Source organism: Gaetbulibacter sp. NE, assembly GCF_025548475.1.
GTDB lineage: Bacteria > Bacteroidota > Bacteroidia > Flavobacteriales > Flavobacteriaceae > Gaetbulibacter_B > Gaetbulibacter_B jejuensis.
Window position 1 is genome coordinate 80,047 of the sequence record NZ_JAOQHY010000010.1, and the last position, 21,565, is coordinate 101,611.

Here is a 21,565-nt window from a genome sequence, read left to right on the forward strand (position 1 = left end):
AGTTCAATGTTCTTTTTTCACAATTGTCGAGCTCGCTTGAGCGGTAGGAAATACAAGTAGGTCAGCGATATTTACATGAGCAGGTCGTGTTACTGCAAAATAAATTATTTCAGCAACATCTTCAGCCTGTAGTGCCTTGTAACCTTTGTAAACAGAGTCTGCTTGCTCACCTCCTTTAAAGCGTACTTTAGAAAACTCTGTTTCAACCAAACCAGGATTTATAGCAGTTACTTTTATTCCAAATTCGTTTAAATCTATTCGCATACCTTCAGTAATCGCTAACACGGCATGTTTGCTGGCACAATACACATTGCCTTTTGGATAGACTTCTTTTCCTGCTGATGACCCAATGTTTATTATATGACCTGATTTTCGCTCAGTCATTTGTGGAATAATCGCTTTGCTAACATAAAGTAAACCTTTTACGTTTATATCCATCATTGCGTCCCAATCGTCGAGACTTCCATCTTGTATTGGGTCAAGTCCATGGGCATTTCCTGCATTATTGATTAATATATCAATGGTTTTAAAATTTTCAGGTAACGAAGCAATAGCATCTAATGTTTCGTTTTTGTGTCTTACATCAAAATTAAGAGTCACAACATCGGTTTCTTTTTCTAAAGCCTTTTTTACAATCTCTAAACGTTCTTGCCTACGACCACAAAGTATCAAGTTGATACCATGTTTAGCAAATAGGTGTGCTGTTGCTCGTCCAATACCACTTGTGGCTCCAGTGATTAACGCTGTTTTTTTCATAGTCTCTTTTTTTTATTTTCTGGCGGAATTAGATACTTAGAGTTTTCAGTTTTATAATATGTGTCGATGATGAAAAACATACAAAAACTAAAAATGCAAGTGATACAAATATGCCACGAAAATGAAACAATTTTACTTTCTGTTTTGTCAGGAAAAAATCTAATGATTACTGCGGTTAATCCCATTAAAAACATTGCAGACCAGAAGAGGTATATGCTTTTTTGATAGGGAAGTTTAACCATAAAAAAGCCTATAACTATTGAAATAGAAAAATAAACTAATAACCTAAGTATTAATTTAAAGGCTTTTTTCTTCATTATATTTTTTGTTTTAAGGTACTTTATGGCCTTGGCAAGCGGTTAAAATTAAAAACCAATCTTCAAGCTCTAAATCAATAGTAGCAGCCTTTGAGGTAGCAACAATGCGTTCTTTATTAGTAGTTCCTACAACAGGTGTTATTTGAGCAGGATGCTTTAATATCCAAGCCAAAAGTAGTTGGTCTTTTGAGGCGTTATATTTATCAGTTAATGCTTCTAGTTGCTTGTGTATGCGTTGGGTTTGGTTAGTTTCATCTTTAAAAACTATTCCTAGAGGAGACCAACACATTGGCTTTATACCGTTGGTTAACATATAGTCTAGTGTGCCATCGTGCATAGCTGTATGTTGTGTAAGTGAAAACTCAATTTGGTTTACATCTATATCTATTCTTAACCCAAGAAGCTCCATTTGTGAAGGTGTAAAATTTGAAACTCCAAACGATTTTATCTTTCCTTCTTTTTTTAAGATTGTAATAGCTTCAGCAATTTCATTAGGATGCATTAATGGACTTGGTCTGTGTAATAATAATAGATCTAAGTAATCGGTTTTTAAATGCTTTAAAGAGTTTTCGGTAGACCAGATAATGTAATCTTTACTGTAGTCATAATGTTTCACTTTATTATTGCGGTTTTCAGTAATATACTGTATGCCACATTTACTTATCAGTTGTATGTGTTCTCTATCAATGCCACTTATAGCATAGGCATCACCAAATTGAGATTCATTGGTGTAGCCTCCATAAATATCAGCATGATCAAAAGTTGTGATTTGTTGTTCTATGCAATGGTGCATAAAGGCTTCCATTTCTTTTTTAGAAAACTGTTTTCCCCAATTTCCCCAGGTCATCGTACCTGCAATAATTTTAGAATAGTTCAAGAGATTTTAATGTTTATTGTAATTATCAGATAAAAATACTTAAAACACATTTATTATTAAACTTTTGTTGGTTTATATATTTATTATGAATTGATTATTAGTTGTTTATTCGTGGTTTCATAAGGGGAAACATCTAAAATGCTATTTAGTACGTACATATTTATGTAACCAAAAAACAATTAATATGATTTTTATGAGACAAGCTAAATTAATTTTAATGTCAGTTTTAACACTAGGTTTCTTAGCATGTAGTGATGATGATACAACAAGTTCTCCACAAGGAACATCAAAGATTTCAGTAAAATTAATGGATGCACCTGGAGATTATGACAATGTATTTGTTGAAGTAGTTGACGTTATGGTTAAAGTAAATGACGACAGTGATGATGATAGTGGATGGGTAAGCGTTGAAGCTATAAATACAGGAGTTTATGATTTACTAGAACTCACAGGAGGAATTAATGTGCTTTTAGCTGATGATTATGAAGTGCCCTCAGGAACACTTAATCAAATACGCTTGGTTTTAGGTGATGACAATACAATTGTAATTGATGGGGAAACACAACCATTAAATACACCTTCAGCGCAACAATCAGGTTTAAAAATTCAAGTAAACGAAACACTGCTCCCAGATTATGAGTATACTTTTCTTTTAGATTTTGATGTAGATGAGTCTGTGGTAATTGCAGGAAACTCAGGAAATATTAATCTAAAGCCTGTTATTAGAGCTTCGGTTGAAGCTGAAACAGGTATTATTAGCGGAAGTGTTTTACCAATAGGAATCCAAACAGAAGTTAGTGCAACCAATGGTGTTGATACTGTATCTGCCTTTGTAGATGAATCAGGTTATTTCCAATTAGTAGGATTAGCTTCAGGAAGCTATACTGTTACAATAACTCCTGATGTAAGTTCTGAATTGCCAATACAGACTATTGAAAATGTTGAAGTCAATGTAGGCTCAAATACTGATTTAGGCGTTGTAACCTTAGAGTAAATTATTAAAACATATAAATATTTGTTAAAGCGTAGTGCAATTGGCACTACGCTTTATTTTTTAACCAATTATTAACAACAGCACACAAAAAATTTTAACAATTTGCATCACTCAAATAAGCATACTATATTCGAGCTTTTTAAAAACCAAAAAATGATGGAAGATACAAGTACAATTGATATTAAGTCAATTAACGAGAAAATTGAAAAAGAAAGTGCTTTTGTTGATTTACTTACTTTAGAAATGAATAAAGTAATTGTTGGGCAAAAACACATGGTTGAACGATTACTTATCGGATTACTTGGACAAGGTCATATCCTTCTAGAAGGAGTTCCTGGGTTAGCAAAAACATTGGCTATTAACACGCTTTCTCAAGCGGTTGATGGTAGTTTTAGCAGAATTCAGTTTACACCAGATTTATTACCTGCCGACGTTACAGGTACATTAATCTACAACATGAAGCAAAACGACTTCTCTATAAAAAAAGGACCAATATTTGCCAATTTTGTACTTGCTGATGAGATTAACAGAGCACCTGCAAAAGTGCAGTCGGCATTACTAGAAGCGATGCAAGAAAAGCAAGTAACTATTGGTGACGACACCTTTAAATTAGATAAGCCGTTTTTGGTTATGGCAACACAAAACCCAGTTGAGCAAGAAGGAACTTATCCGTTACCTGAAGCACAAGTCGACCGTTTTATGTTGAAAACAGTTATTGATTATCCTAAAATTGAAGAAGAACAATTAATTGTTCGCGCTAACTTAAAAGGTGCTTTCGAAAAAGTAAACCCTGTAGTATCACTTCAACAAATTCTCAATGCTCAAAAAGCAGTTAGAGAAGTGTATATGGATGAAAAAATAGAAAAGTACATCCTCGATATTATTTTTGCTACACGTTATCCTGAAAAATATAAACTAGCCGATTTAAAACCACTAATTTCTTTTGGTGCATCACCTCGTGGAAGCATCAATCTTGCAACTGCTGCAAAATGTTATGCTTTTATAAAACGTCGTGGATATGTTATTCCTGAAGATGTTAGAGCTGTGGTTTATGATGTGTTACGTCACAGAATTGGAATTACTTACGAAGCCGAAGCCGAAAATGTAACTTCAGTAGACATCATTAATAAAATCGTAAACGAGATTGAAGTACCTTAATTAGTTGGCAGTATTCAGTCGTGAGTCTTCAGTGTAAAACTGAAAACTAATTACTGGATGCTATTTTAGGACTGCTTACTGCATACTGAACACTGCATACTAAAAAAAATGGATACTAAAGAATTACTAAAAAAAGTACGAAAAATAGAGATTAAGACACGTCGATTGTCTGATCATATTTTTGGTGGTGAGTATCACTCAACCTTCAAGGGTCGTGGTATGACTTTTTCTGAAGTAAGGCAGTACCAATATGGTGATGATGTTCGTAATATAGACTGGAATGTAACTGCACGTTATAACGAACCATATATCAAGGTTTTTGAAGAAGAGCGAGAACTTACCATGATGCTTATGGTAGATGTTTCAGGTTCTGAATTTTTTGGAACCGAAGCTCAGTTTAAAAATGAAGTTGTAACCGAAATAGCTGCAACACTAGCATTTTCTGCAACTCAAAACAATGATAAAATTGGACTCATTCTCTTTTCAGATGATGTTGAGCTGTATATTCCACCTAAAAAAGGACGCTCGCATGTACTTCGTATTATAAGAGAGCTCATAGAATTTCAACCTAAAAGTAAACAAACCAATGTTGCTGAGGCGTTGAAGTTTCTTTCTAACGTAATGAAAAAGAAAGCCATAGTTTTTGTGCTTAGCGATTTTATTACTGATGACTATAAGCAAACCTTAAAAATTGCATCAGGAAGACACGATGTTACTGGTATTAGGGTTTATGATAAACGCGAAGAAGACATGCCAAATATAGGTGTGGTACAAATGCAAGACGAAGAAAGTGGCGAGTTAATGCTTGTAAACACCCAGTCTAAAACAGTAAGACGTAACTACAGCAAATACTATAAAGAGCGAGTAGATTATTACAAGGACAGTTTTACAAAATCTGGTGCAGGAACTATTGATTGTCGAGTAGACGAAAGTTATGTGAAAAAATTGCTAGGGTATTTTAAACGTAGAGGATAAAACAATTTATGATTAACGATTTTAGAAATATGAATTTTAAAATAAAGAACAGAACAATGTTATTGTCTCTGTGCTTTGTGCTTTGTTCTGTATTCTCTTTTGCTCAGGTTACATCATCAATAGATTCTACTAAAATAAAAATAGGTGAGCAAATCACTTATAAAATTCAAGTTGAAGCAGACACCACTGCACTTGTGGTTTTTCCTGAAGGTCAAACATTTTCACCTCTTGAAATGATTGAGTCTTATAAAGTAGATACTACAAAGCTCGATGCCAAGTATAGTCTTATCAAAAAATATGGTTTAACGCAGTTTGATTCAGGTCACTATACCATACCAAGACAAAAAATTGTTATTGGAGATAAAACTTTTTTTACCGATTCGTTAAAAGTTGAGGTTTCCAATGTAGTTGTCGATACGACCAAACAAGGTCTTTATGATATTAAACCACTTATAGGTGTTGAAAAAAGTAAATCCAATTGGATAACAACTCTACTTATTGTAATTGCTATTTTAGCATTAGTTGCCTTTTTACTGTATTGGTTTATATGGCGAAAAAAGCCACTAACCGAAGAAGAGGAAATTGCATTACTTCCGCCTTATGACAGAGCAAAACTTGCTTTAAAAAAGCTAGATGAAACTAATTACCTTCAAAACGCTGAGTTAAAAGAATACTATTCAGAATTGACCTTTATTATCAGAAGGTATTTAGATGAAAAGGTGTATGATAAAGCCTTAGAAAGTACAACGGACGAGCTGATTTCAAGATTAAATCTTTTAAAAGATGCTAATCAAATTGACATTTCAAAAGAAGACATTAAAAACCTTGAGAATATTCTTAAGCGTGCCGATTTAGTAAAATTCGCTAAATCTGCTCCAGATGTTGCACTAGCCGAATTAGACCGAAATACTATCGATCTAGAAATTGACCATGTAAAAGAAGCCTTACCAGAACCTTCTGAAGAAGAAAAACTGCTTGACCAACAGTATAGAGAAACGCAAGAACGTAAGAAAAAGAGAAAGAAAATTATACTAACTGCTGCAATAGTTTTAGCACTTATGGCAGCAACTTTTACTGGGTTTTCAATTAAATATGGGTTTAACTATGTTGTGGATACCATCATAAGAAAAGAAACCAAACAACTTCTAGAAGGTAATTGGGTAACTAGTGATTATGGTGTGCCTCCAATAAGAATTTCAACACCAGAGGTTCTTAAACGCATAGAAGTTCCTGTTCCTGATGAGATGAAGGATAAAATGAAATTGACCACTTTTGGTTATGAATTACCAAATGAGCTAACTATAGTCATTTCAACCACAACTTTAGCCCAAAAGCAAGAAGGTATAGATTTAAACTTAGCTGTTGAAGATAACCTAAAAACGTTAGAAGGTAAAGGTGCAAAAAATATTATTACTAAATCAGATAAGTTTACCACACCTAATGGAGCCGAAGGCTTAAAAACCTATGGAACTTTAGATTTTCCTAAATCGCCAACCGATTTTATACATGGTAAATACACAATTTTGAGTTTTACTAGTAATGGAGTGGTTATTCAACAAGTACTTATCACTTGGATTGAAGATGATGAGTATGCAAATCAAATTGTTGATAGAATAATTAATTCAATTGAATTACAACAAAAAGAAACCGAATAGATGTTTGAAGGTATTGAGTTTTTAAATAAAGAGTTGTTTTGGTTGTTGTTATTACTACCATTGTTGTTGGTTTGGTATATCCTTAAACACAAAAAACAAACAGCCGAATTAAAAATATCTAGCCTTAAAGGGTTTAAGGTAACTAGTTCATGGTTGCCAAAACTTAAGCATCTCTTATTTGCGTTTAGGTTAATAGCATTAGGATTATTAATTACTGCATTAGCAAGACCACGAACGGTTGATGTTTCAACAAAAACCAAAACCACTAGAGGTATTGATATTGTAATGGCTATTGACGTGTCGGCAAGTATGTTGGCAAAAGACCTTTCACCTAACCGTTTGGAAGCCTTAAAAAAGGTAGCTGCTCAATTTATAAAAGGTAGGCCAAATGATAGAATAGGACTTGTTGAGTATGCAGGAGAAAGCTATACAAAAACGCCTATAACAAGTGACAAAGCTATAGTGCTTCGTTCGTTAAACGAGATTAAATACAATACTATTATTGAAGGCGGAACAGCAATAGGAATGGGTTTAGCAACCTCTGTTAACCGTTTAAAAGATAGTAAAGCCAAGAGTAAAGTTATTATTCTATTAACCGATGGAGTAAACAATTCAGGATTTATCGATCCAAAAATTGCTAGCGAATTAGCGGTTGAGTATGGTATAAAAACCTATACTATTGGTTTAGGAACCAATGGTATGGCATTGTCTCCTGTTCAAATTTTATCAAACGGAAACTTTCAATACGGAAGAGTTCAGGTCGAAATTGACGAGGAGCTGCTAAAAGAAATCGCTGAGGTTACAGGCGGAAAGTATTTTAGAGCAACTAACAATAAAAAGTTAGCCGAGATTTATGACGAAATCAATAAGTTAGAAAAAACCGAAATAGAAGAATTCAAGTTTTACAATTACGAAGAAAAATACCGTCCGTTAGTGCTACTGGCAGGATTTTTACTGTTGTTAGAATTCTTATTAAAAAATACAGTTTTTAGAAGTTTTATATAGATGTTTCAATTAGAAGAAAAAATATGGTTTTGGTTGCTACTGGTTATTCCGGTAATACTACTGTTCTTTTTGTTACTCCAATTATGGAAGTATAAAACGCAGCGTAAATTTGCTAATAAAACACTTTTAAAACGATTAAGTCCTAATCAGTCGTTATTCAAGTCAATTCTAAAAGTATTAGTGCTTTGTTTGGCATTTACGTTTATTACAATTGCACTGGTAAACCCAAAAATTGGTACAAAATTAGAAACCGTAAAACGTTCAGGAGTAGATATTGTTTTTGCTGTTGATGTCTCTAAAAGTATGCTTGCTGAAGATGTTGCTCCTAATAGATTGGACAAGGCAAAACAGCTAGTAACTCAAATCATAAACAATTTAGCAAGTGATAGAGTAGGTATTATTGCTTACGCAGGAAAAGCGTTTCCGCAATTACCAATTACAACCGATTATGCTTCGGCAAAAATGTTCCTTCAGAATATGAATACCGATATGCTATCCTCTCAAGGAACAGCAATCAACGAAGCTATCGAATTGGCTAAAACCTATTACGATGATGAGGAACAAACCAATAGAGTGTTAATCATTATTTCTGATGGTGAAGACCATAGCAATATTGCTACTAATGTTGCCGAAGAAGCTGGTGAAGAAGGCATCAGGATTTTTACAATTGGTGTAGGAGACGAAAAAGGAGGACCAATTCCAATAAAGCGAAATGGAGTGGTTTTAAACTATAAAAAAGATAACCAAGGCGAAACGGTTATCACACGTTTAAATGAAGTCACTTTAAAGGAAATTGCCAAAGAAGCAAATGGAGCTTACATTAATGGAAAAAACACAAACGAAGTTGTAGATAGCATTAGAGATATTCTTAACAAGATGGATAAAACCGAGTTTGAAGCAAAAGAATTTGCCGATTTTAAAGACCAGTACCAATGGTTTTTAGCCTTCGGAATTTTTCTATTGGTTTTTGATGTTTTGTTGTTAGAACGTAAGACAGGTTGGTTAAAGAAGTTGAATTTATTTAACGAAAACTTATGATAGTAAATGTCAAAAAATTAGTAATATTCGTTGATTTTGAAGCTTATGCCATGAAACAGATTGCTTTATTAATACTTATGTTGACCGCTTTTTCTGTCTATTCTCAAGACAAAGAAAAAGAGCAATTATTGGCTTTAAAAAAAGCTAATGACCATGTATATGAAGCTAACGATTTAATAGAAAAAGACGACTATATTTCTGCTGAAATGGAATATAGAAAAGCTATTTCAGAACAGCCGTCAAATGTAGTTGGAGCTTATAATTTAGGAACATCTTATGTTCAAAAAGGGAGTTACGAAGAAGCCTTGTATCGATTAGAACAAGCCACAAAATATTCAACTGATAAAGCAGCAAAACATAGTGCGTTTCACAATATTGGAAATATTTTAATGGAAAACGAACAATGTAAAGAAGCTGTTGAAGCTTATAAAAATGCATTGCGAAACGACCCAACCGATGATGAAACACGTTACAATTTAGCATTGGCTAAAGAATGTGCAGAAAACCAACAAGGTCAAGATCAAGATAAAAAAGACGACGAAAACGGAGAGGACGAAAAGAAAGAAGATCAAGAAAAAGAGCAAGAACAAGACGATCAAGAAAAAAAAGACGAAGGCGACCAAGACAAGAAAGAAGGTGACGATAAGAAAGATGAAGAAGGCAAGCCTAAAGATGAAAAACAAGAACAAAAAGATGGAGATAAAGACAAACAGCAGCAAAAACCGCAACCTGGTCAATTATCACCTCAACAAATAAAGAATTTGCTTGAAGCCATGAATAACCAAGAACAGAAAGTTCAAGAAAAAATGAATGCCGAAAAGCAAAAAGGAATAAAAGTACAAACAGAAAAGGATTGGTAATGATAGCTTGAAGCTGGAAGGCATAAGCTAGAAGAAACAAATACAATAACAGTAAACGTTAAATCATAAAATCAAAGAGTTTTACACCATGAAAATCTTAAAAAACATAACATTGTTAATTGCTCTACTTGTTACAAGTATAGGGATTTCTCAGGTTAAGTTTGAAGCTAAGGTGAGCAAAACTAAGTTAGGTATTAATGAACGCTTACGTATTGATTTTGAAATGAATAAAGATGGAGACAATTTTACACCTCCAGATTTTCAAGATTTTACGGTTATTGGTGGACCAAACACATCAGTAAGTAATACATGGTTAAACGGTAAACGTTCGTTTTCTAAAACCTATAGCTACTTTTTAGCACCAAAAAAGCGAGGTAAGTTTACTATTAAACAAGCAACTATTGAAATTGATGATCAGGTGTATAAAACTCAAACGGTTTCAGTAGAGGTTACTGCTGCTGTGAGTAGACCTAATGATCCTGATAATGCCGAAAATGTTGCGAATGAGAATATTCATCTAGTTGCCGAAATTTCTAAAACCAACCCTTACCTTAATGAAGCAATAACTGTAGTTTATAAGCTATATGTGTCGTCTTCAACAGGAGTAAGTAATTGGCGTGAAATTGATAATCCAAGATATAATGATTTTTGGAGTCAAAACATCAATATCAAAGGATTAAAGGTTCAAAACGGAACGTACAATGGTGAAGACTATCGTTATGTGGTACTTCGTAAAACAGTGCTTTACCCTCAAAAATCAGGAAAGCTTGAAATAGAACCTTTGTCGCTAGATGTTACTGTAGATGTGCCAACAAACCGAAGAGATATATTTGGAGGAAGATTAATGACCTCTGTACATAGAACAGTATCTGCAGGTAGCAAAACTATAAACGTAAAACCACTTCCTGAAAGTACTAAACCAGCTGATTTTACAGGAGCTGTTGGTGATTTCGATTTTAATATTTCAGCTTCTAAAAATCAATTAAATGCTTCGGAATCTTTACAGTTAAAAGTTGAAGTATCAGGAAACGGAAATTTAAAACTTTTTAATCTTCCTAAAATTACAGTACCTAGTTCATTAGAAATTTATGAGCCAGAGCATTCTGAAAATGTGAGAACCAATTTAGATGGTACACAAGGAAGCATTTCTGATAGTTACACAGTTGTGCCACAATTTAAAGGAAAGTATCCTATACCAAGTGTGTCGTTTTCGTATTTTGATTTAAAGACTGAAACTTACAAGAGAGTATCTTCAAAAGAGATTATAATTGATGTTTTAGAAGGTCCTACAAACAATTCAGCATCAGATAACAGCATTACTACTGCAGCAAATAACAAACAGAAGGTTGTATTAAGCAACGACCAATTTGCTTTTGTAAAGACTGAAACAAATCTTACGCCAACAACTACTACTCATTTCTTCAAGTCTACAGGATTTTGGAGTGCTTTGTTGTTACCGCTTTTAGCAATTCCTTTAGCAATAGTTTTTAGAAGAGAAAAAGAAAAGCGTAATGCAGATGTGTTCGGTAATAAAATTAGAAAAGCCGATAAGCTAGCTAAAAAATACTTAAGCGAAGCGAAACGTGCTTTAGGTAAAAAAGAAGCCTTTTATATTGCTTTGGAAAAAGCGCTTCATAACTACTTAAAAGCAAAACTGCACATTGAAACAAGTGATTTAAGTAAAGATAAAATACAAGCATTACTTGCTGAAAAAAGTGTAGACGCTAGTGTTGTATCAGAATTTATTGAAATCCTTAAAAACTGCGAATTGGCAAGATACACACCAATTTCTAATGTGGAGATGCAACAGGATTATGATAAAGCTGCAAAAACTATTTCGTTAATTGATAAACAAATGCAATAAGATGAAAAAGATATTGGTAATTATAACAGTATTGGTGTCTTCTTTTGGTTTTTCTCAAAACGAAGCATTGTTTGATCAGGGAAACACGTTATACAATGAAGGTAAATATGCCGAAGCAATAGAGAAGTATGATGCTATTTTAAAAAGCGACAAACACTCAGCCGAATTGTATTTTAATTTGGCCAATGCGCATTATAAACTCAATAATGTAGCTCCTAGCATTTATTACTACGAAAAAGCATTACAGTTGTCGCCAAACGATAAGGATATTAAAAACAATATGGCTTTTGCAAAGAATATGACCATTGATGCTATCGATGTAATGCCAGAAGTTGGTTTTTCAAGACTAATGAAAAGCGCAACAAATACATTTAGCTATGATAATTGGGCTTATTTATCGGTAGTAGGAATTATATTGTTTGTAATACTTTGTATTGTATATTATTTTAGTCAATCTACCGGTAAAAAGCGAATAACTTTCGTTTCTAGCTTATTGTTTTTAGTATTATCATTAGTGGCTTTAGCCTTTGCATTTCATAAATTTGAAATCGATAAAAACAATAAACCAGCAATAGTGTTTGCTCAAGAAAGCCAAGTTAAGAGTGAACCAAACCTAAGAAGCGAAGAAGCCTTTAAACTTCATGAAGGCACTAAAGTTCAAATTTTGGATACAGTAAACGATTGGAAAAAAATTAAACTTTCAGACGGAAAACAAGGCTGGATTCAGAATAAGGATATCAAAGAACTATAGTTTTAAAATATATTTAACGAATATTTAAAGTTCAAGTTTTATATTTGCAACTTATGTAATTTTCCTTTATGGGTAAGAAAGTCACATCATTAGCTATACTAATAATCTTTTCAGCTTTTTTAGCTGCACCTACAATTATTTCTATTGTGGACAAAGATTTTAATGTAGCTGCTTTCTACAGTGTAAACGAAGAGGAAAATAGCCAAAGCGAAATAAGTAAAAATGTTGAGGTTAAGTTTTTAGACAATTCATTATACGATGATTTAATTGTATTTGATAATAGTATAAAACACAACTCGCATTACCAAATTAACTATTCTTCTCTAAGCCTAGAGAACCTCTCTCCACCTCCCGAACAGCACATATTATAATTAGTTTTTTTACCTATTAGCTTAGTAATAGGTCACATTTTTATTATCAAATTTTAAAAACAAATTTTAATATGTTTAAAACAATTAAAAGTGATTTGCCGGCAAGTATTGTCGTGTTTTTTGTTGCCTTACCATTGTGTTTAGGTATTGCTCTAGCCAGTGGAGCACCATTATTTTCAGGATTAATAGCTGGTATAGTTGGAGGTATTGTTGTAGGAGGTTTAAGTGGATCTAAAATTGGAGTAAGTGGTCCAGCAGCAGGTTTAGCAGCTATCGTATTAACTGCTATTGGAACTTTAGGCGGTTATCAAAACTTTCTTGTAGCTGTTGTAATTGCTGGTGGTATTCAAATTTTATTTGGAGTTTTAAAAGCTGGAGTTATTGGGTATTATTTCCCGTCTTCAGTAATTAAAGGAATGCTTACAGGTATTGGTATCATTATTATTTTAAAACAAATCCCACACTTTTTTGGGTATGATGCTGAGCCAGAAGGAGCTGATAGTTTTTTAGAAGCTTCAGGAGAAAACACATTTTCTGCATTGCTTAGTATTTCTGATAATATTATTTGGGGCTCTTTTATTATTGGAGCTGTAGGTTTAGCAATTCTTATCCTTTGGGATAAAGTTTTGTCTAAAAAAGGTAAAATATTCCAATTGATACAAGGACCTTTAGTAGCCGTAATTTTAGGTATTATATGGTATGTGTTTACTAAGGATAACGAAAGCTTATCTATTGCTGAGTCGCATTTAGTAAGCGTTCCAATACCTGAAAGCGCATCGGACTTTTTTGGTCAATTTAGTTTCCCTAATTTTTCTGCTATCACTAATCCTGATATTTGGGTTGTAGCATTTACAATTGCACTTGTAGCAAGTTTAGAAACTTTGCTTTGCGTTGAGGCAACTGATAAGTTAGACCCTCATAAAAATGTAACACCAACTAACAGAGAGTTATTGGCTCAAGGTGCTGGTAACATGATTTCTGGTTTTATTGGAGGATTACCAATTACTCAGGTAATTGTTCGTAGTTCTGCCAATATTCAATCTGGAGGTAGATCAAAATTATCGGCTATTATTCATGGATTCTTCCTTTTAATATCTGTAATTCTTATACCTCGTTTGCTTAATATGATTCCATTATCAGTATTAGCAGCAATATTACTAGTAGTAGGTTACAAACTTGCAAAACCAGCATTGTTTAAACAAATGTATAAACTAGGATGGAAGCAATCTGTACCATTTTTTGTTACTGTAATAGGTATTGTATTTACCGATTTGTTAGTAGGTATTAGTTTAGGTCTTGCAGTTGGTATAGTAGTTATTTTATTAAAGAGTTACCAAAATTCTCATTTCCTTCATATTGAAGACAAGAGCAATGGAAAACATAAAATAAAAATGACACTTGCCGAGGAAGTTATCTTTTTAAATAAAGGAGCAATCCTTAAGGAGTTGGACAGCATACCAAGAGATACATATCTTGAAATTGATTTAATTAAAACAAGATATCTAGATTATGATATTATTGAAATTCTTGAAGACTTTATCTTAAAGGCTGAAGAACGAAATATTTACATGAAACTAATCTCTAAACGTGGTGTGGTTGAAAACCCTTCGAGCTTTATTAGGTTCTTTAATGAAAGACCTAAATCGAAAATAAGTTTAAGCTAAAAACACCATGTCAAAACAATATAAAATATTAGTACTTACCGATCTTAAAGATTCACCAAGTACTTTACTCAACAACGCTGTCAACCTTGCAAAAAAGGTTGATGGCGAAATTGATCTCTTCTCAGTACAAAAATTTACTGATGTGGTTGAAAGAGAAAGTCAACTTTCAGCCATGAGAACTTTAAATGAGAAGTACAATGCATTTGAAAAAGACATAAAAAATACTGTCGAGCCAATTTCAAAAGCATGTGATATAAAAATCAACTATCAGTTTTCTTTTGGCAATGTTAAAGACGAAATCAAAAACTACATAAGTCAGCAACAACCTGATGTAATAGTTTTAGGTAAGAAAAAGAAAGCCTTTAGCGTGGTAGGAGATAGGATTGCTAATTATGTATTAAAACAGCATAAAGGAACCGTTTTAATTGTACCTTCAAAGAGTACTTTAGAGCCTAATCAAGAATTGTCATTAGGTTTGTTACAAGACTCAGGAGATACAGTAAACAATGCTTTTGTTAAAAACTTGTTTGAGAAAAACACCCAACCATTAAAATCATTTAAGTTGGTTGATGGCGAAATGCATTCCACCACTTCAAATGCACTATTCAACTCTAAAGTAATTGAATACGTATTTGATAAGAGTGATAATGCAATCAGTAACTTGTCAAATTATTTAACAAAAAGCAATGTAAATCTTTTGTATTTCAACAAAGAAGAAACAAGGTCTGGTAACAGTTCAAAATCGTCTTCAATGTTTAATGCAGAACGATTAATAAATAACCTTAATGTATCACTTTTAATTGCTTAAGTGAATATACACAAGGAGGGAAGTATATTTTGGTAAAAATAAGCCATAAAAAGCGATAATATAAAACCAAAGCTAATGTTTAGAATTGCTTTTTTCTTTGAGAAATAAAGGTTAAATTAGAAAGTAAACTTTTAAAAACTGCTAAATATGAAGCTTTTTTCAAACATAAGAGGAGATGCATTTGGAGGTATTACTGCAGGTATTGTAGCATTACCATTAGCATTAGCATTTGGAGTATCGTCTGGTTTAGGTCCAAGTGCTGGATTGTATGGCGCAATCTTTATAAGTTTTTTCGCAGCGCTTTTTGGTGGAACTAATACCCAAATATCAGGACCAACAGCACCTATGACAGCAGTAAGTATGGTAATTATTGCTGGTATTATTGCTGCTAACGATGGAGATGTTGAAAAGGCTCTACCTGCTATTTTAACAGTGTTTTTATTAGCTGGTTTAATGCAAATTGGTCTTGGTGCTCTAGGTTTAGGAAAATACATAAGGTACATTCCATATCCTGTAGTTTCTGGTTTTATGACAGCAATAGGTGTTATTATTTTAATTACACAAATTTTACCTGCTGTTGGGTATTATCCTAAAGAAGACCAAGAGTATGTAAATAAGTTTAAGCCAAAGGCTGAAAGTGTAATTCTGAAAAATATTCTTGAAGAGGAAGCAGATGAAGGAATTCTAGTACTTGAAGACTTTAAAGAAACCATTAGAAGAGCAGAATTAGTAACCGAAGCCGACATACTCAAAGAGTCTAAAACGCTAGCAGCTAAAGAAGCTTCAGGTGTTTTAGGAACATTTAAGGTTTTAGGAAGAGCTTTAAAAAACATTAGTTTACTTGAAGTTTTATTGGCATTAGGTACAATACTTATTATTTATGGTTTTAAACGAATTACAAAAGCGATACCAAGTACTCTAGTTGCTTTATTGGTGATGTCTGGGATTGCTGTAGGATTTGGTTTAGACTATAGACCTATTGAGGAAATACCTAGCGGATTTCCAATGCCTAATATAGAAATCATCACTCAGTTTAAACTCAGTAGTATAACACCTTATATTTTTACAGCTTTAACTTTAGCGCTTTTAGGAGCTATCGATTCACTTTTAACAAGTGTAGTAGCTGATAATATGACCAAAACTAAACACAAACCTAATAAAGAACTTGTGGGACAAGGTATAGGTAATACAATTGGAGCGGTTTTTGGAGGGCTTCCAGGAGCAGGTGCAACCATAAGAACTGTGGTTAACATTCAATCTGGAGGAAAAACAAGATTGTCAGGTATGATTGCAGGTGTAATGCTATTGGTAATACTATTGGCTTTAGGTCCAGTTGCATCAAAAATTCCTGCAGCTGTTTTAGCAGGTATTTTAATAACAGTTGGTATAGGTGTAATGGACTATAAAGGACTTAAAGCAATACCTGTATTGCCAAAAGACATAAAACTAGGACCATTAAATTTAAGTTCAGAAGTATTGATAATGTTAGTTGTGTTAACACTTTCAACCTTTTGGAATTTAGTTTACGCTGTTGGAATAGGCTTAGTAATAGCATCGTTGATGTTTATGAAAAAACTTGGGGATTTAACAGCACAACGTTCTGATGTTAAAAAACTTGGAGAAGAAAAAGCATGGGCAGATGAGGTTGATTTTCCTGTAAAATTGAAAGAAGAAGTCTTTATTAAACACATAAAAGGCCCTTTGTTTTTTGGCTCAACTAGCGATTTTCAAAGTTTAGCAGCTCAAATACCACATACAGCCTCAACAGTAGTCATTCGTTTAGGGCGTATGCAATATATGGATCAATCTGGTTTATATGCTATGGAAGATGTATTACAAGAGCTAAGAAAAAATAATGTTCAAGTTCTTTTTGTAGACTTATTAAAACAACCAAAATATATGATGGAGCGTATTGATATCATACCAGATTTAATACCTCGAGAGCACATCTTTAAAAATTTTAAAGAGTGTACACAATGGATAAAAATTAACGTAAAAGACAAATATTAAAAAACAGAAAATTATGAAAGCACATACAAAAGAATCTCAGGCAACTATGACTCCTGAAAAGTCTTTACAATTCTTAAAAGAAGGAAATATAAGATTTCAAAATAATTTAAAAGCAAATAGAAACTTACTAGAGCAAGTTAACGATACTAGTGATGGACAGTTCCCTTTTGCGACTATCTTAAGTTGTATTGACTCTAGAGTGTCAGCAGAGTTAGTATTTGACCAAGGTTTAGGAGATATTTTTAGTGTTCGTATTGCTGGAAATTTCGTAAATGAGGATATATTAGGAAGTATGGAGTTTGCATGTAAACTTGCAGGAACTAAGTTAATAGTAGTTTTAGGTCATACAAGTTGTGGAGCTGTAAAAGGAGCTTGTGACCATGCTGAAATGGGTAATTTAACAAAACTCATACAAAAGATAACACCTGCTGTTAATGCAACTGAAGAGCCTAAAGATGAAAGCTTAAGAACATCTAAAAACTTAGATTTTGTGGATTCAGTATCAAAAAAGAACGTGGAATTAACACTAGAAAGAATTCATGCAGAAAGCCCTATCCTTTCAGAAATGGAAAAGAATGGAGAAATTAAGATAGTAGGTGCAATGTATGATATCAATACAGGAGGAGTAACATTTTATGAATAGTTATTTATTATATTAATCTTCAGAAACAAAAAGCCACTCCAATTGGAGTGGCTTTTTTAATTAACTAATTCTAAATATGAGAAAAATTAAAATGTAATCTCACCTTCGTTAGGTTGATATACATAGTTAAAAGTATAGTATCTATATTCGCTCTCCATACTTGGACTATCAGGAGCGTCTTTGTAATAGCTTAAAATTTCTACTTTTGCATATTTGCCATCGTGGGTTTTAATAACCAATACTCTTCCAGCAGTTGGGTTAATAACATGGTTTACTGGGTCGTAACTGTACCAATCACTAAGTACATAGCCTTCTTCAGAGTCTTGTGTTAATAGTTCTGTATTTACAGATGCAATATCATTAAATGTACCTTCTATTATATATCCAGCAGCTTCGCCACTTCTTGCAGGCTCATCAATAGTACCCATAGAAGAACCACCATTTAAGATTATTGATGTACCTCTAAAAGCAATATCCCACTCGGTTTCACTAGTTGTTGTTGTTCCTAAAGAAAAGCTGAATTTTGTAAATTCTCCAGAGATATCTTCTCCACTACCTTGTCCTCCTGTTTGCGGTGCGTATAAATTTGATACAGTTTCTGCCTCAACGTCTAATAATTGTTGACCTCCATTGTCGTCATCGCTACTACAAGATGAGAATCCTATTAAAACGATTGCTAATGCTAAAAATTTAAGTGTCTTCATGATGTTTAAGTGTTATTTAATGTTTATTAAATTTGAATATTAAGTTTTCCGTATATAATGCGACCTGAAATATTGCTTATGTTTTGTGTATCTGTAAAGCCAAAAACATTGTCAATACCAAAGCCTAATGTGTAATTCTTATAAAGTGTTTTGTTAAATGCGATGTCCCAAGTAGAATAACCATCTACAAACTCATCGTATTCATCTAAATAAGTGTTTCCGTTAGTGTCGTAAAGTCCGTATTTACTTCTGTAAGTTCCTCTAAGGTTTGCATCGAGTTTCCAACGTTCAAACGTGTAGAAAATCTTAAAATTAGCCATGTGTCTCGAACGGTTGTACAGCCCAAAGTAATCTTCTTTTTTAAGCTGAAATGAAGGTGAACTAGGAGTTAATCTTGCATAAACCTCACCATTTTCAAAGGCATCAACAGCTGCTTTGTCTTTAGCAAATAGTAATTGATAACCTCCCATTAACTTTAAATTATTGCTAGGTTTCCAATTCACATTAAACTCTAATCCTTGTGTAAATACCTTATGAACATTATAGTAGCTAAATACATTTTGCCCATTGGTTTTATTAGCGATTACTCGAGTATCAATTAAATCTTCAATATTGTTTCTAAATACATTAAGGTCTACTTTTACTGTACTAGAAAGTCTGTAATCTGCACCTACGTTAATACCAATTGAGTTTTCAGGGTTTAATTCGTTTTCAAATTCTGAAATAGGAACAACAATGTTAGCAAGCTCTCCATTAGCTTCCATTTGCGGAATTGCAGTAGTAACAGCATTGTAACCTAAAACCGTATAACCTACTGATGAGTTTGTAAAGTCGAAGTACAACTGTCTAAAATCAGGAGCTTTAAATCCGTAACCAACTGATCCTTTAATAGCAATTTTATTAGATAACTTATACCTAAATGCAGCTTTAGGGCTAAACTGTGATTTGTATTCGCTATGGTTGTCAAAACGAGCACCAAGGATAACGTTTAGTTTTTCGGTTGGATTGGTGTCATACTGTAAGTAGGCATAAGGAGAATTAAACTCAGGGTTGGTCGAAAAATCAGTACGTTTTAAGGTTTCATGATTCCAACCAATACCACCAATAAAATCACTTTTTTCTGAAGATTTATAACTCGCTCTAATTTCTGGTCTTAGTAATAGTTGGTTAAAATCACTTTCACTAAATCTAGAATTGTCTTTATTGTTTAAGTATTCATCTGCAATGTAGCGTGTCGCGTAAAACTCAAAATAGCTGCTCCATTTTTCGTTATAGGTATGGCTTAATTTAGCATGAGCATTCCACTCATTAATATCACTTTCGCCTTTTAAATCTTCTGATGCTACATAATCTTGATTTTGTGTATAGTATCTTCCTGATAAAAACAGGCTAGTATTTTCGTTAAAATTATAAGTAAGCTTTGTGTTGAACGTGTGGTTTTTAAAAGGTTCAACAGTGTTTAAGGCATCATTTTCATTAAGGTCGTAACCATCACTACTAAAACTATTTACAAAAGCACTTACAGAAAACTTTTCTTTTCTGTAACCTAAATTAAAGCTGTTGTCTAGTGTATTGAAGCTTCCAACTCTAGAGTTTAGCTCTCCATTAAACCCATAATTAGGGTTTTCAGTAATTATATTTATAACACCACCAAGAGCTTCACTTCCATATAAGCTAGACGAAGCACCTTTAACAATTTCTATTTGTTTAATGTTTCCAACTGTAATTCGGCTAATGTCTAGTGTTCCTGCTGAACGACCAATAAGAGGTACTCCATCAATTAAAACTAATGTGTATTGAGAGTCTAAACCTTGTAGTTGTATACCTTCACCACCACCAAAATCAGGCACTGTAATTAATCCTGTTTGCTCGTTTAATATGTCACTTAATCGTAATGAGTTTACACTTTTTATTTCTTTTTTTGAGACTAACTGAGCTGGTAATGGTAACGAAGATAATTGTCTTACTGTACGTGTTGCAGTAACAATTACTTCGTCAAGTTGCTTGGTTTCAGTAGAATCAGTTTCAACTTCTTGAGCAAACGCTACCAAGCTAAAAAAAAGTGAAAAATAAATACAGATTTTATTTTTATTTAGACTCATTCTTGATTAAATTTGCTGCAAATATAAAATGTTATTTTAAATCAGTCTAAATAAGAACAAAATTTTTTCAATAAAATTTAAAACAGTAAAACAAAACTTTAATAATGAAACAATTAGCCTTAACAACAGTTTTAGCGTTTGCATTTATAATTAATTTAAATGCTCAAAGCACAAAAAAGCAAGACCAGGACGCCATAAAGAGTATGTGTGGTTGTTATGAAGTTACTTTTAACTTTGCCGAAACTTTTGAATACTCAGGAGATTCAACTTATATACCATCAAAAGTAAAACATGATAAAGGGTTAGAGTGGGTTCAATTAGTTGAAGATGATAAAGATAAAATTTCTATGCAACACTTATTAATTGTTGGTCCTCCTAATAATAAAATGATTGTAAAACATTGGAGACAAGATTGGGAATTTGAAAATACCGATTTGTATGAGTACAACTATGATAATAGCTGGAATTATGTTAGTCTTCCTAAAAGTGATGTTAAAGGACAATGGACTCAAAAAGTATTTCAAGTAGATGATAGTCCTCGTTATGAAGGATCTGCTTCTTGGGTACATGTTGATGGTAAAAGTTACTGGGAAAACACAACGTCTGCACCATTACCAAGACGTGAGTACACTAAACGTAGCGATTACAATGTAACTATTAGAAGAAATCGTCATGAAATCGTTGATAATGGTTGGATTCACGATCAAGATAACGACAAGGTAATTCGTGAAGAAGGAAAAGCTGATGTAGTATTAGCTCAAGAAAAAGGGTTTAATACTTACGTTAAAGTTGAAGACAGTAAATGTAAAGCAGCTCAAGATTACTGGAAAGAAAACGAAGCTAAATGGGCTATTGTACGTGCTAAATGGAGTGAAGTTTTTGCAAGACATACAAACTTGTCTTTGGAGGAAAAAGTTGATAATAAAGGACTCTTTAAATATTTATTTGATGAAGAGAACTATAAAACAGCTGAAGAAATCAATCCATTAATTGAATCATTTGTAAAAAAATAA

At 33.1% G+C, this 21,565-nt stretch carries 19 protein-coding genes; 15 read left to right on the plus strand and 4 right to left on the minus strand.

The annotated features are described in order from the left end of the window. Positions 1–3: 3 nt before the first annotated feature. Together OD803_RS12075 and OD803_RS12080 are read right to left on the minus strand one after the other, a co-directional pair. Positions 4–756 carry an SDR family NAD(P)-dependent oxidoreductase gene (locus OD803_RS12075; protein WP_262733592.1) on the minus strand — a complete coding sequence of 251 codons (753 nt, stop codon included), beginning with the start codon at positions 754–756 and terminating at the stop codon, positions 4–6. Positions 757–1,086: 330 nt separating this feature from the next. Continuing rightward, entirely contained in the window at positions 1,087–1,950 is an 864-nt protein-coding gene (locus tag OD803_RS12080; protein ID WP_262733593.1) for an aldo/keto reductase, read from the minus strand. Positions 1,951–2,143: 193 nt separating this feature from the next. On the opposite strand from OD803_RS12080, the gene OD803_RS12085 reads away from it, so the two are divergent. The 14 genes from OD803_RS12085 to OD803_RS12150 all read left to right on the plus strand — a co-directional run bounded on the left by OD803_RS12085 (position 2,144) and on the right by OD803_RS12150 (position 17,746). Next, positions 2,144–2,944 (plus strand): DUF4382 domain-containing protein, encoded by an 801-nt coding sequence (locus OD803_RS12085; RefSeq protein WP_262733594.1) that lies wholly within the window; start codon positions 2,144–2,146, stop codon positions 2,942–2,944. A gap of 153 nt (positions 2,945–3,097) precedes the next feature. After that, positions 3,098–4,102 (plus strand): AAA family ATPase, encoded by a 1,005-nt coding sequence (locus OD803_RS12090; protein WP_129760824.1) that lies wholly within the window; start codon positions 3,098–3,100, stop codon positions 4,100–4,102. Positions 4,103–4,210: 108 nt separating this feature from the next. Further along, on the plus strand, positions 4,211–5,077 hold the full coding sequence (locus tag OD803_RS12095) for a DUF58 domain-containing protein (RefSeq protein ID WP_262733595.1): 867 nt from the start codon (positions 4,211–4,213) through the stop codon (positions 5,075–5,077). A 29-nt stretch (positions 5,078–5,106) separates the two neighbouring features. Next, complete coding sequence (locus tag OD803_RS12100; protein ID WP_262733596.1) at positions 5,107–6,732, plus strand: BatD family protein; 1,626 nt, start codon at positions 5,107–5,109, stop codon at positions 6,730–6,732. Continuing rightward, complete coding sequence (locus OD803_RS12105; RefSeq protein ID WP_129760827.1) at positions 6,733–7,737, plus strand: vWA domain-containing protein; 1,005 nt, start codon at positions 6,733–6,735, stop codon at positions 7,735–7,737. Beyond that, on the plus strand, positions 7,738–8,775 hold the full coding sequence (locus OD803_RS12110) for a VWA domain-containing protein (protein WP_262733597.1): 1,038 nt from the start codon (positions 7,738–7,740) through the stop codon (positions 8,773–8,775). It abuts the gene before it with no gap. Then, positions 8,772–9,635, plus strand: coding sequence for a tetratricopeptide repeat protein (locus OD803_RS12115; protein ID WP_332006940.1), 864 nt, complete (start codon positions 8,772–8,774; stop codon positions 9,633–9,635). The genes OD803_RS12110 and OD803_RS12115 overlap by 4 nt, the downstream gene beginning before the upstream one ends. A gap of 88 nt (positions 9,636–9,723) precedes the next feature. Continuing rightward, positions 9,724–11,499, plus strand: coding sequence for a BatD family protein (locus OD803_RS12120; protein WP_262733598.1), 1,776 nt, complete (start codon positions 9,724–9,726; stop codon positions 11,497–11,499). Between the two features lies 1 nt (position 11,500). Then, positions 11,501–12,250, plus strand: a complete 750-nt coding sequence (locus OD803_RS12125; protein WP_131508662.1) for a tetratricopeptide repeat protein — start codon at positions 11,501–11,503, stop codon at positions 12,248–12,250. 68 nt (positions 12,251–12,318) lie between these two features. Continuing rightward, positions 12,319–12,621, plus strand: coding sequence for a hypothetical protein (locus OD803_RS12130; RefSeq protein ID WP_131508664.1), 303 nt, complete (start codon positions 12,319–12,321; stop codon positions 12,619–12,621). A 71-nt stretch (positions 12,622–12,692) separates the two neighbouring features. After that, positions 12,693–14,285 (plus strand): SulP family inorganic anion transporter, encoded by a 1,593-nt coding sequence (locus OD803_RS12135; protein WP_262733599.1) that lies wholly within the window; start codon positions 12,693–12,695, stop codon positions 14,283–14,285. Between the two features lie 7 nt (positions 14,286–14,292). Continuing rightward, positions 14,293–15,093, plus strand: coding sequence for a universal stress protein (locus OD803_RS12140; protein ID WP_129760833.1), 801 nt, complete (start codon positions 14,293–14,295; stop codon positions 15,091–15,093). Between the two features lie 147 nt (positions 15,094–15,240). Continuing rightward, complete coding sequence (locus OD803_RS12145) at positions 15,241–17,103, plus strand: SulP family inorganic anion transporter (RefSeq protein WP_262733600.1); 1,863 nt, start codon at positions 15,241–15,243, stop codon at positions 17,101–17,103. Between the two features lie 13 nt (positions 17,104–17,116). Further along, positions 17,117–17,746, plus strand: coding sequence for a carbonic anhydrase family protein (locus OD803_RS12150; protein WP_129760835.1), 630 nt, complete (start codon positions 17,117–17,119; stop codon positions 17,744–17,746). 86 nt (positions 17,747–17,832) lie between these two features. Here the strand turns inward: OD803_RS12150 and OD803_RS12155 are convergent, their stop codons facing one another. Together OD803_RS12155 and OD803_RS12160 are read right to left on the minus strand one after the other, a co-directional pair. Continuing rightward, a complete protein-coding gene (locus OD803_RS12155; protein ID WP_131508671.1) occupies positions 17,833–18,450 on the minus strand; it encodes an HmuY family protein in 618 nt (205 codons plus the stop codon). A gap of 26 nt (positions 18,451–18,476) precedes the next feature. After that, positions 18,477–20,552 (minus strand): TonB-dependent receptor plug domain-containing protein, encoded by a 2,076-nt coding sequence (locus tag OD803_RS12160; protein WP_262733601.1) that lies wholly within the window; start codon positions 20,550–20,552, stop codon positions 18,477–18,479. A gap of 104 nt (positions 20,553–20,656) precedes the next feature. Here OD803_RS12160 and OD803_RS12165 point away from each other — a divergent pair, with 104 nt between their 5' ends. Continuing rightward, positions 20,657–21,565: a DUF6607 family protein gene (locus tag OD803_RS12165; protein WP_131508675.1), complete on the plus strand. Its 909-nt coding sequence runs from the start codon at positions 20,657–20,659 to the stop codon at positions 21,563–21,565.

Excerpts from the sequence above, each read along its gene's own strand:
- OD803_RS12115 (WP_332006940.1), top strand. The coding sequence starts at position 8,772 with ATGATAGTAAATGTCAAAAAATTAGTAATATTCGTTGATTTTGAAGCT.
- OD803_RS12145 (WP_262733600.1), top strand. The coding sequence starts at position 15,241 with ATGAAGCTTTTTTCAAACATAAGAGGAGATGCATTTGGAGGTATTACT.
- OD803_RS12100 (WP_262733596.1), top strand. The coding sequence starts at position 5,107 with ATGAATTTTAAAATAAAGAACAGAACAATGTTATTGTCTCTGTGCTTT.
- OD803_RS12095 (WP_262733595.1), top strand. The coding sequence starts at position 4,211 with ATGGATACTAAAGAATTACTAAAAAAAGTACGAAAAATAGAGATTAAG.
- OD803_RS12125 (WP_131508662.1), top strand. The coding sequence starts at position 11,501 with ATGAAAAAGATATTGGTAATTATAACAGTATTGGTGTCTTCTTTTGGT.
- OD803_RS12135 (WP_262733599.1), top strand. The coding sequence starts at position 12,693 with ATGTTTAAAACAATTAAAAGTGATTTGCCGGCAAGTATTGTCGTGTTT.
- OD803_RS12155 (WP_131508671.1), bottom strand. The coding sequence starts at position 18,450 with ATGAAGACACTTAAATTTTTAGCATTAGCAATCGTTTTAATAGGATTC.
- OD803_RS12085 (WP_262733594.1), top strand. The coding sequence starts at position 2,144 with ATGAGACAAGCTAAATTAATTTTAATGTCAGTTTTAACACTAGGTTTC.
- OD803_RS12140 (WP_129760833.1), top strand. The coding sequence starts at position 14,293 with ATGTCAAAACAATATAAAATATTAGTACTTACCGATCTTAAAGATTCA.
- OD803_RS12120 (WP_262733598.1), top strand. The coding sequence starts at position 9,724 with ATGAAAATCTTAAAAAACATAACATTGTTAATTGCTCTACTTGTTACA.
- OD803_RS12165 (WP_131508675.1), top strand. The coding sequence starts at position 20,657 with ATGAAACAATTAGCCTTAACAACAGTTTTAGCGTTTGCATTTATAATT.
- OD803_RS12110 (WP_262733597.1), top strand. The coding sequence starts at position 7,738 with ATGTTTCAATTAGAAGAAAAAATATGGTTTTGGTTGCTACTGGTTATT.
- OD803_RS12160 (WP_262733601.1), bottom strand. The coding sequence starts at position 20,552 with ATGAGTCTAAATAAAAATAAAATCTGTATTTATTTTTCACTTTTTTTT.
- OD803_RS12150 (WP_129760835.1), top strand. The coding sequence starts at position 17,117 with ATGAAAGCACATACAAAAGAATCTCAGGCAACTATGACTCCTGAAAAG.
- OD803_RS12090 (WP_129760824.1), top strand. The coding sequence starts at position 3,098 with ATGATGGAAGATACAAGTACAATTGATATTAAGTCAATTAACGAGAAA.
- OD803_RS12075 (WP_262733592.1), bottom strand. The coding sequence starts at position 756 with ATGAAAAAAACAGCGTTAATCACTGGAGCCACAAGTGGTATTGGACGA.
- OD803_RS12130 (WP_131508664.1), top strand. The coding sequence starts at position 12,319 with ATGGGTAAGAAAGTCACATCATTAGCTATACTAATAATCTTTTCAGCT.
- OD803_RS12105 (WP_129760827.1), top strand. The coding sequence starts at position 6,733 with ATGTTTGAAGGTATTGAGTTTTTAAATAAAGAGTTGTTTTGGTTGTTG.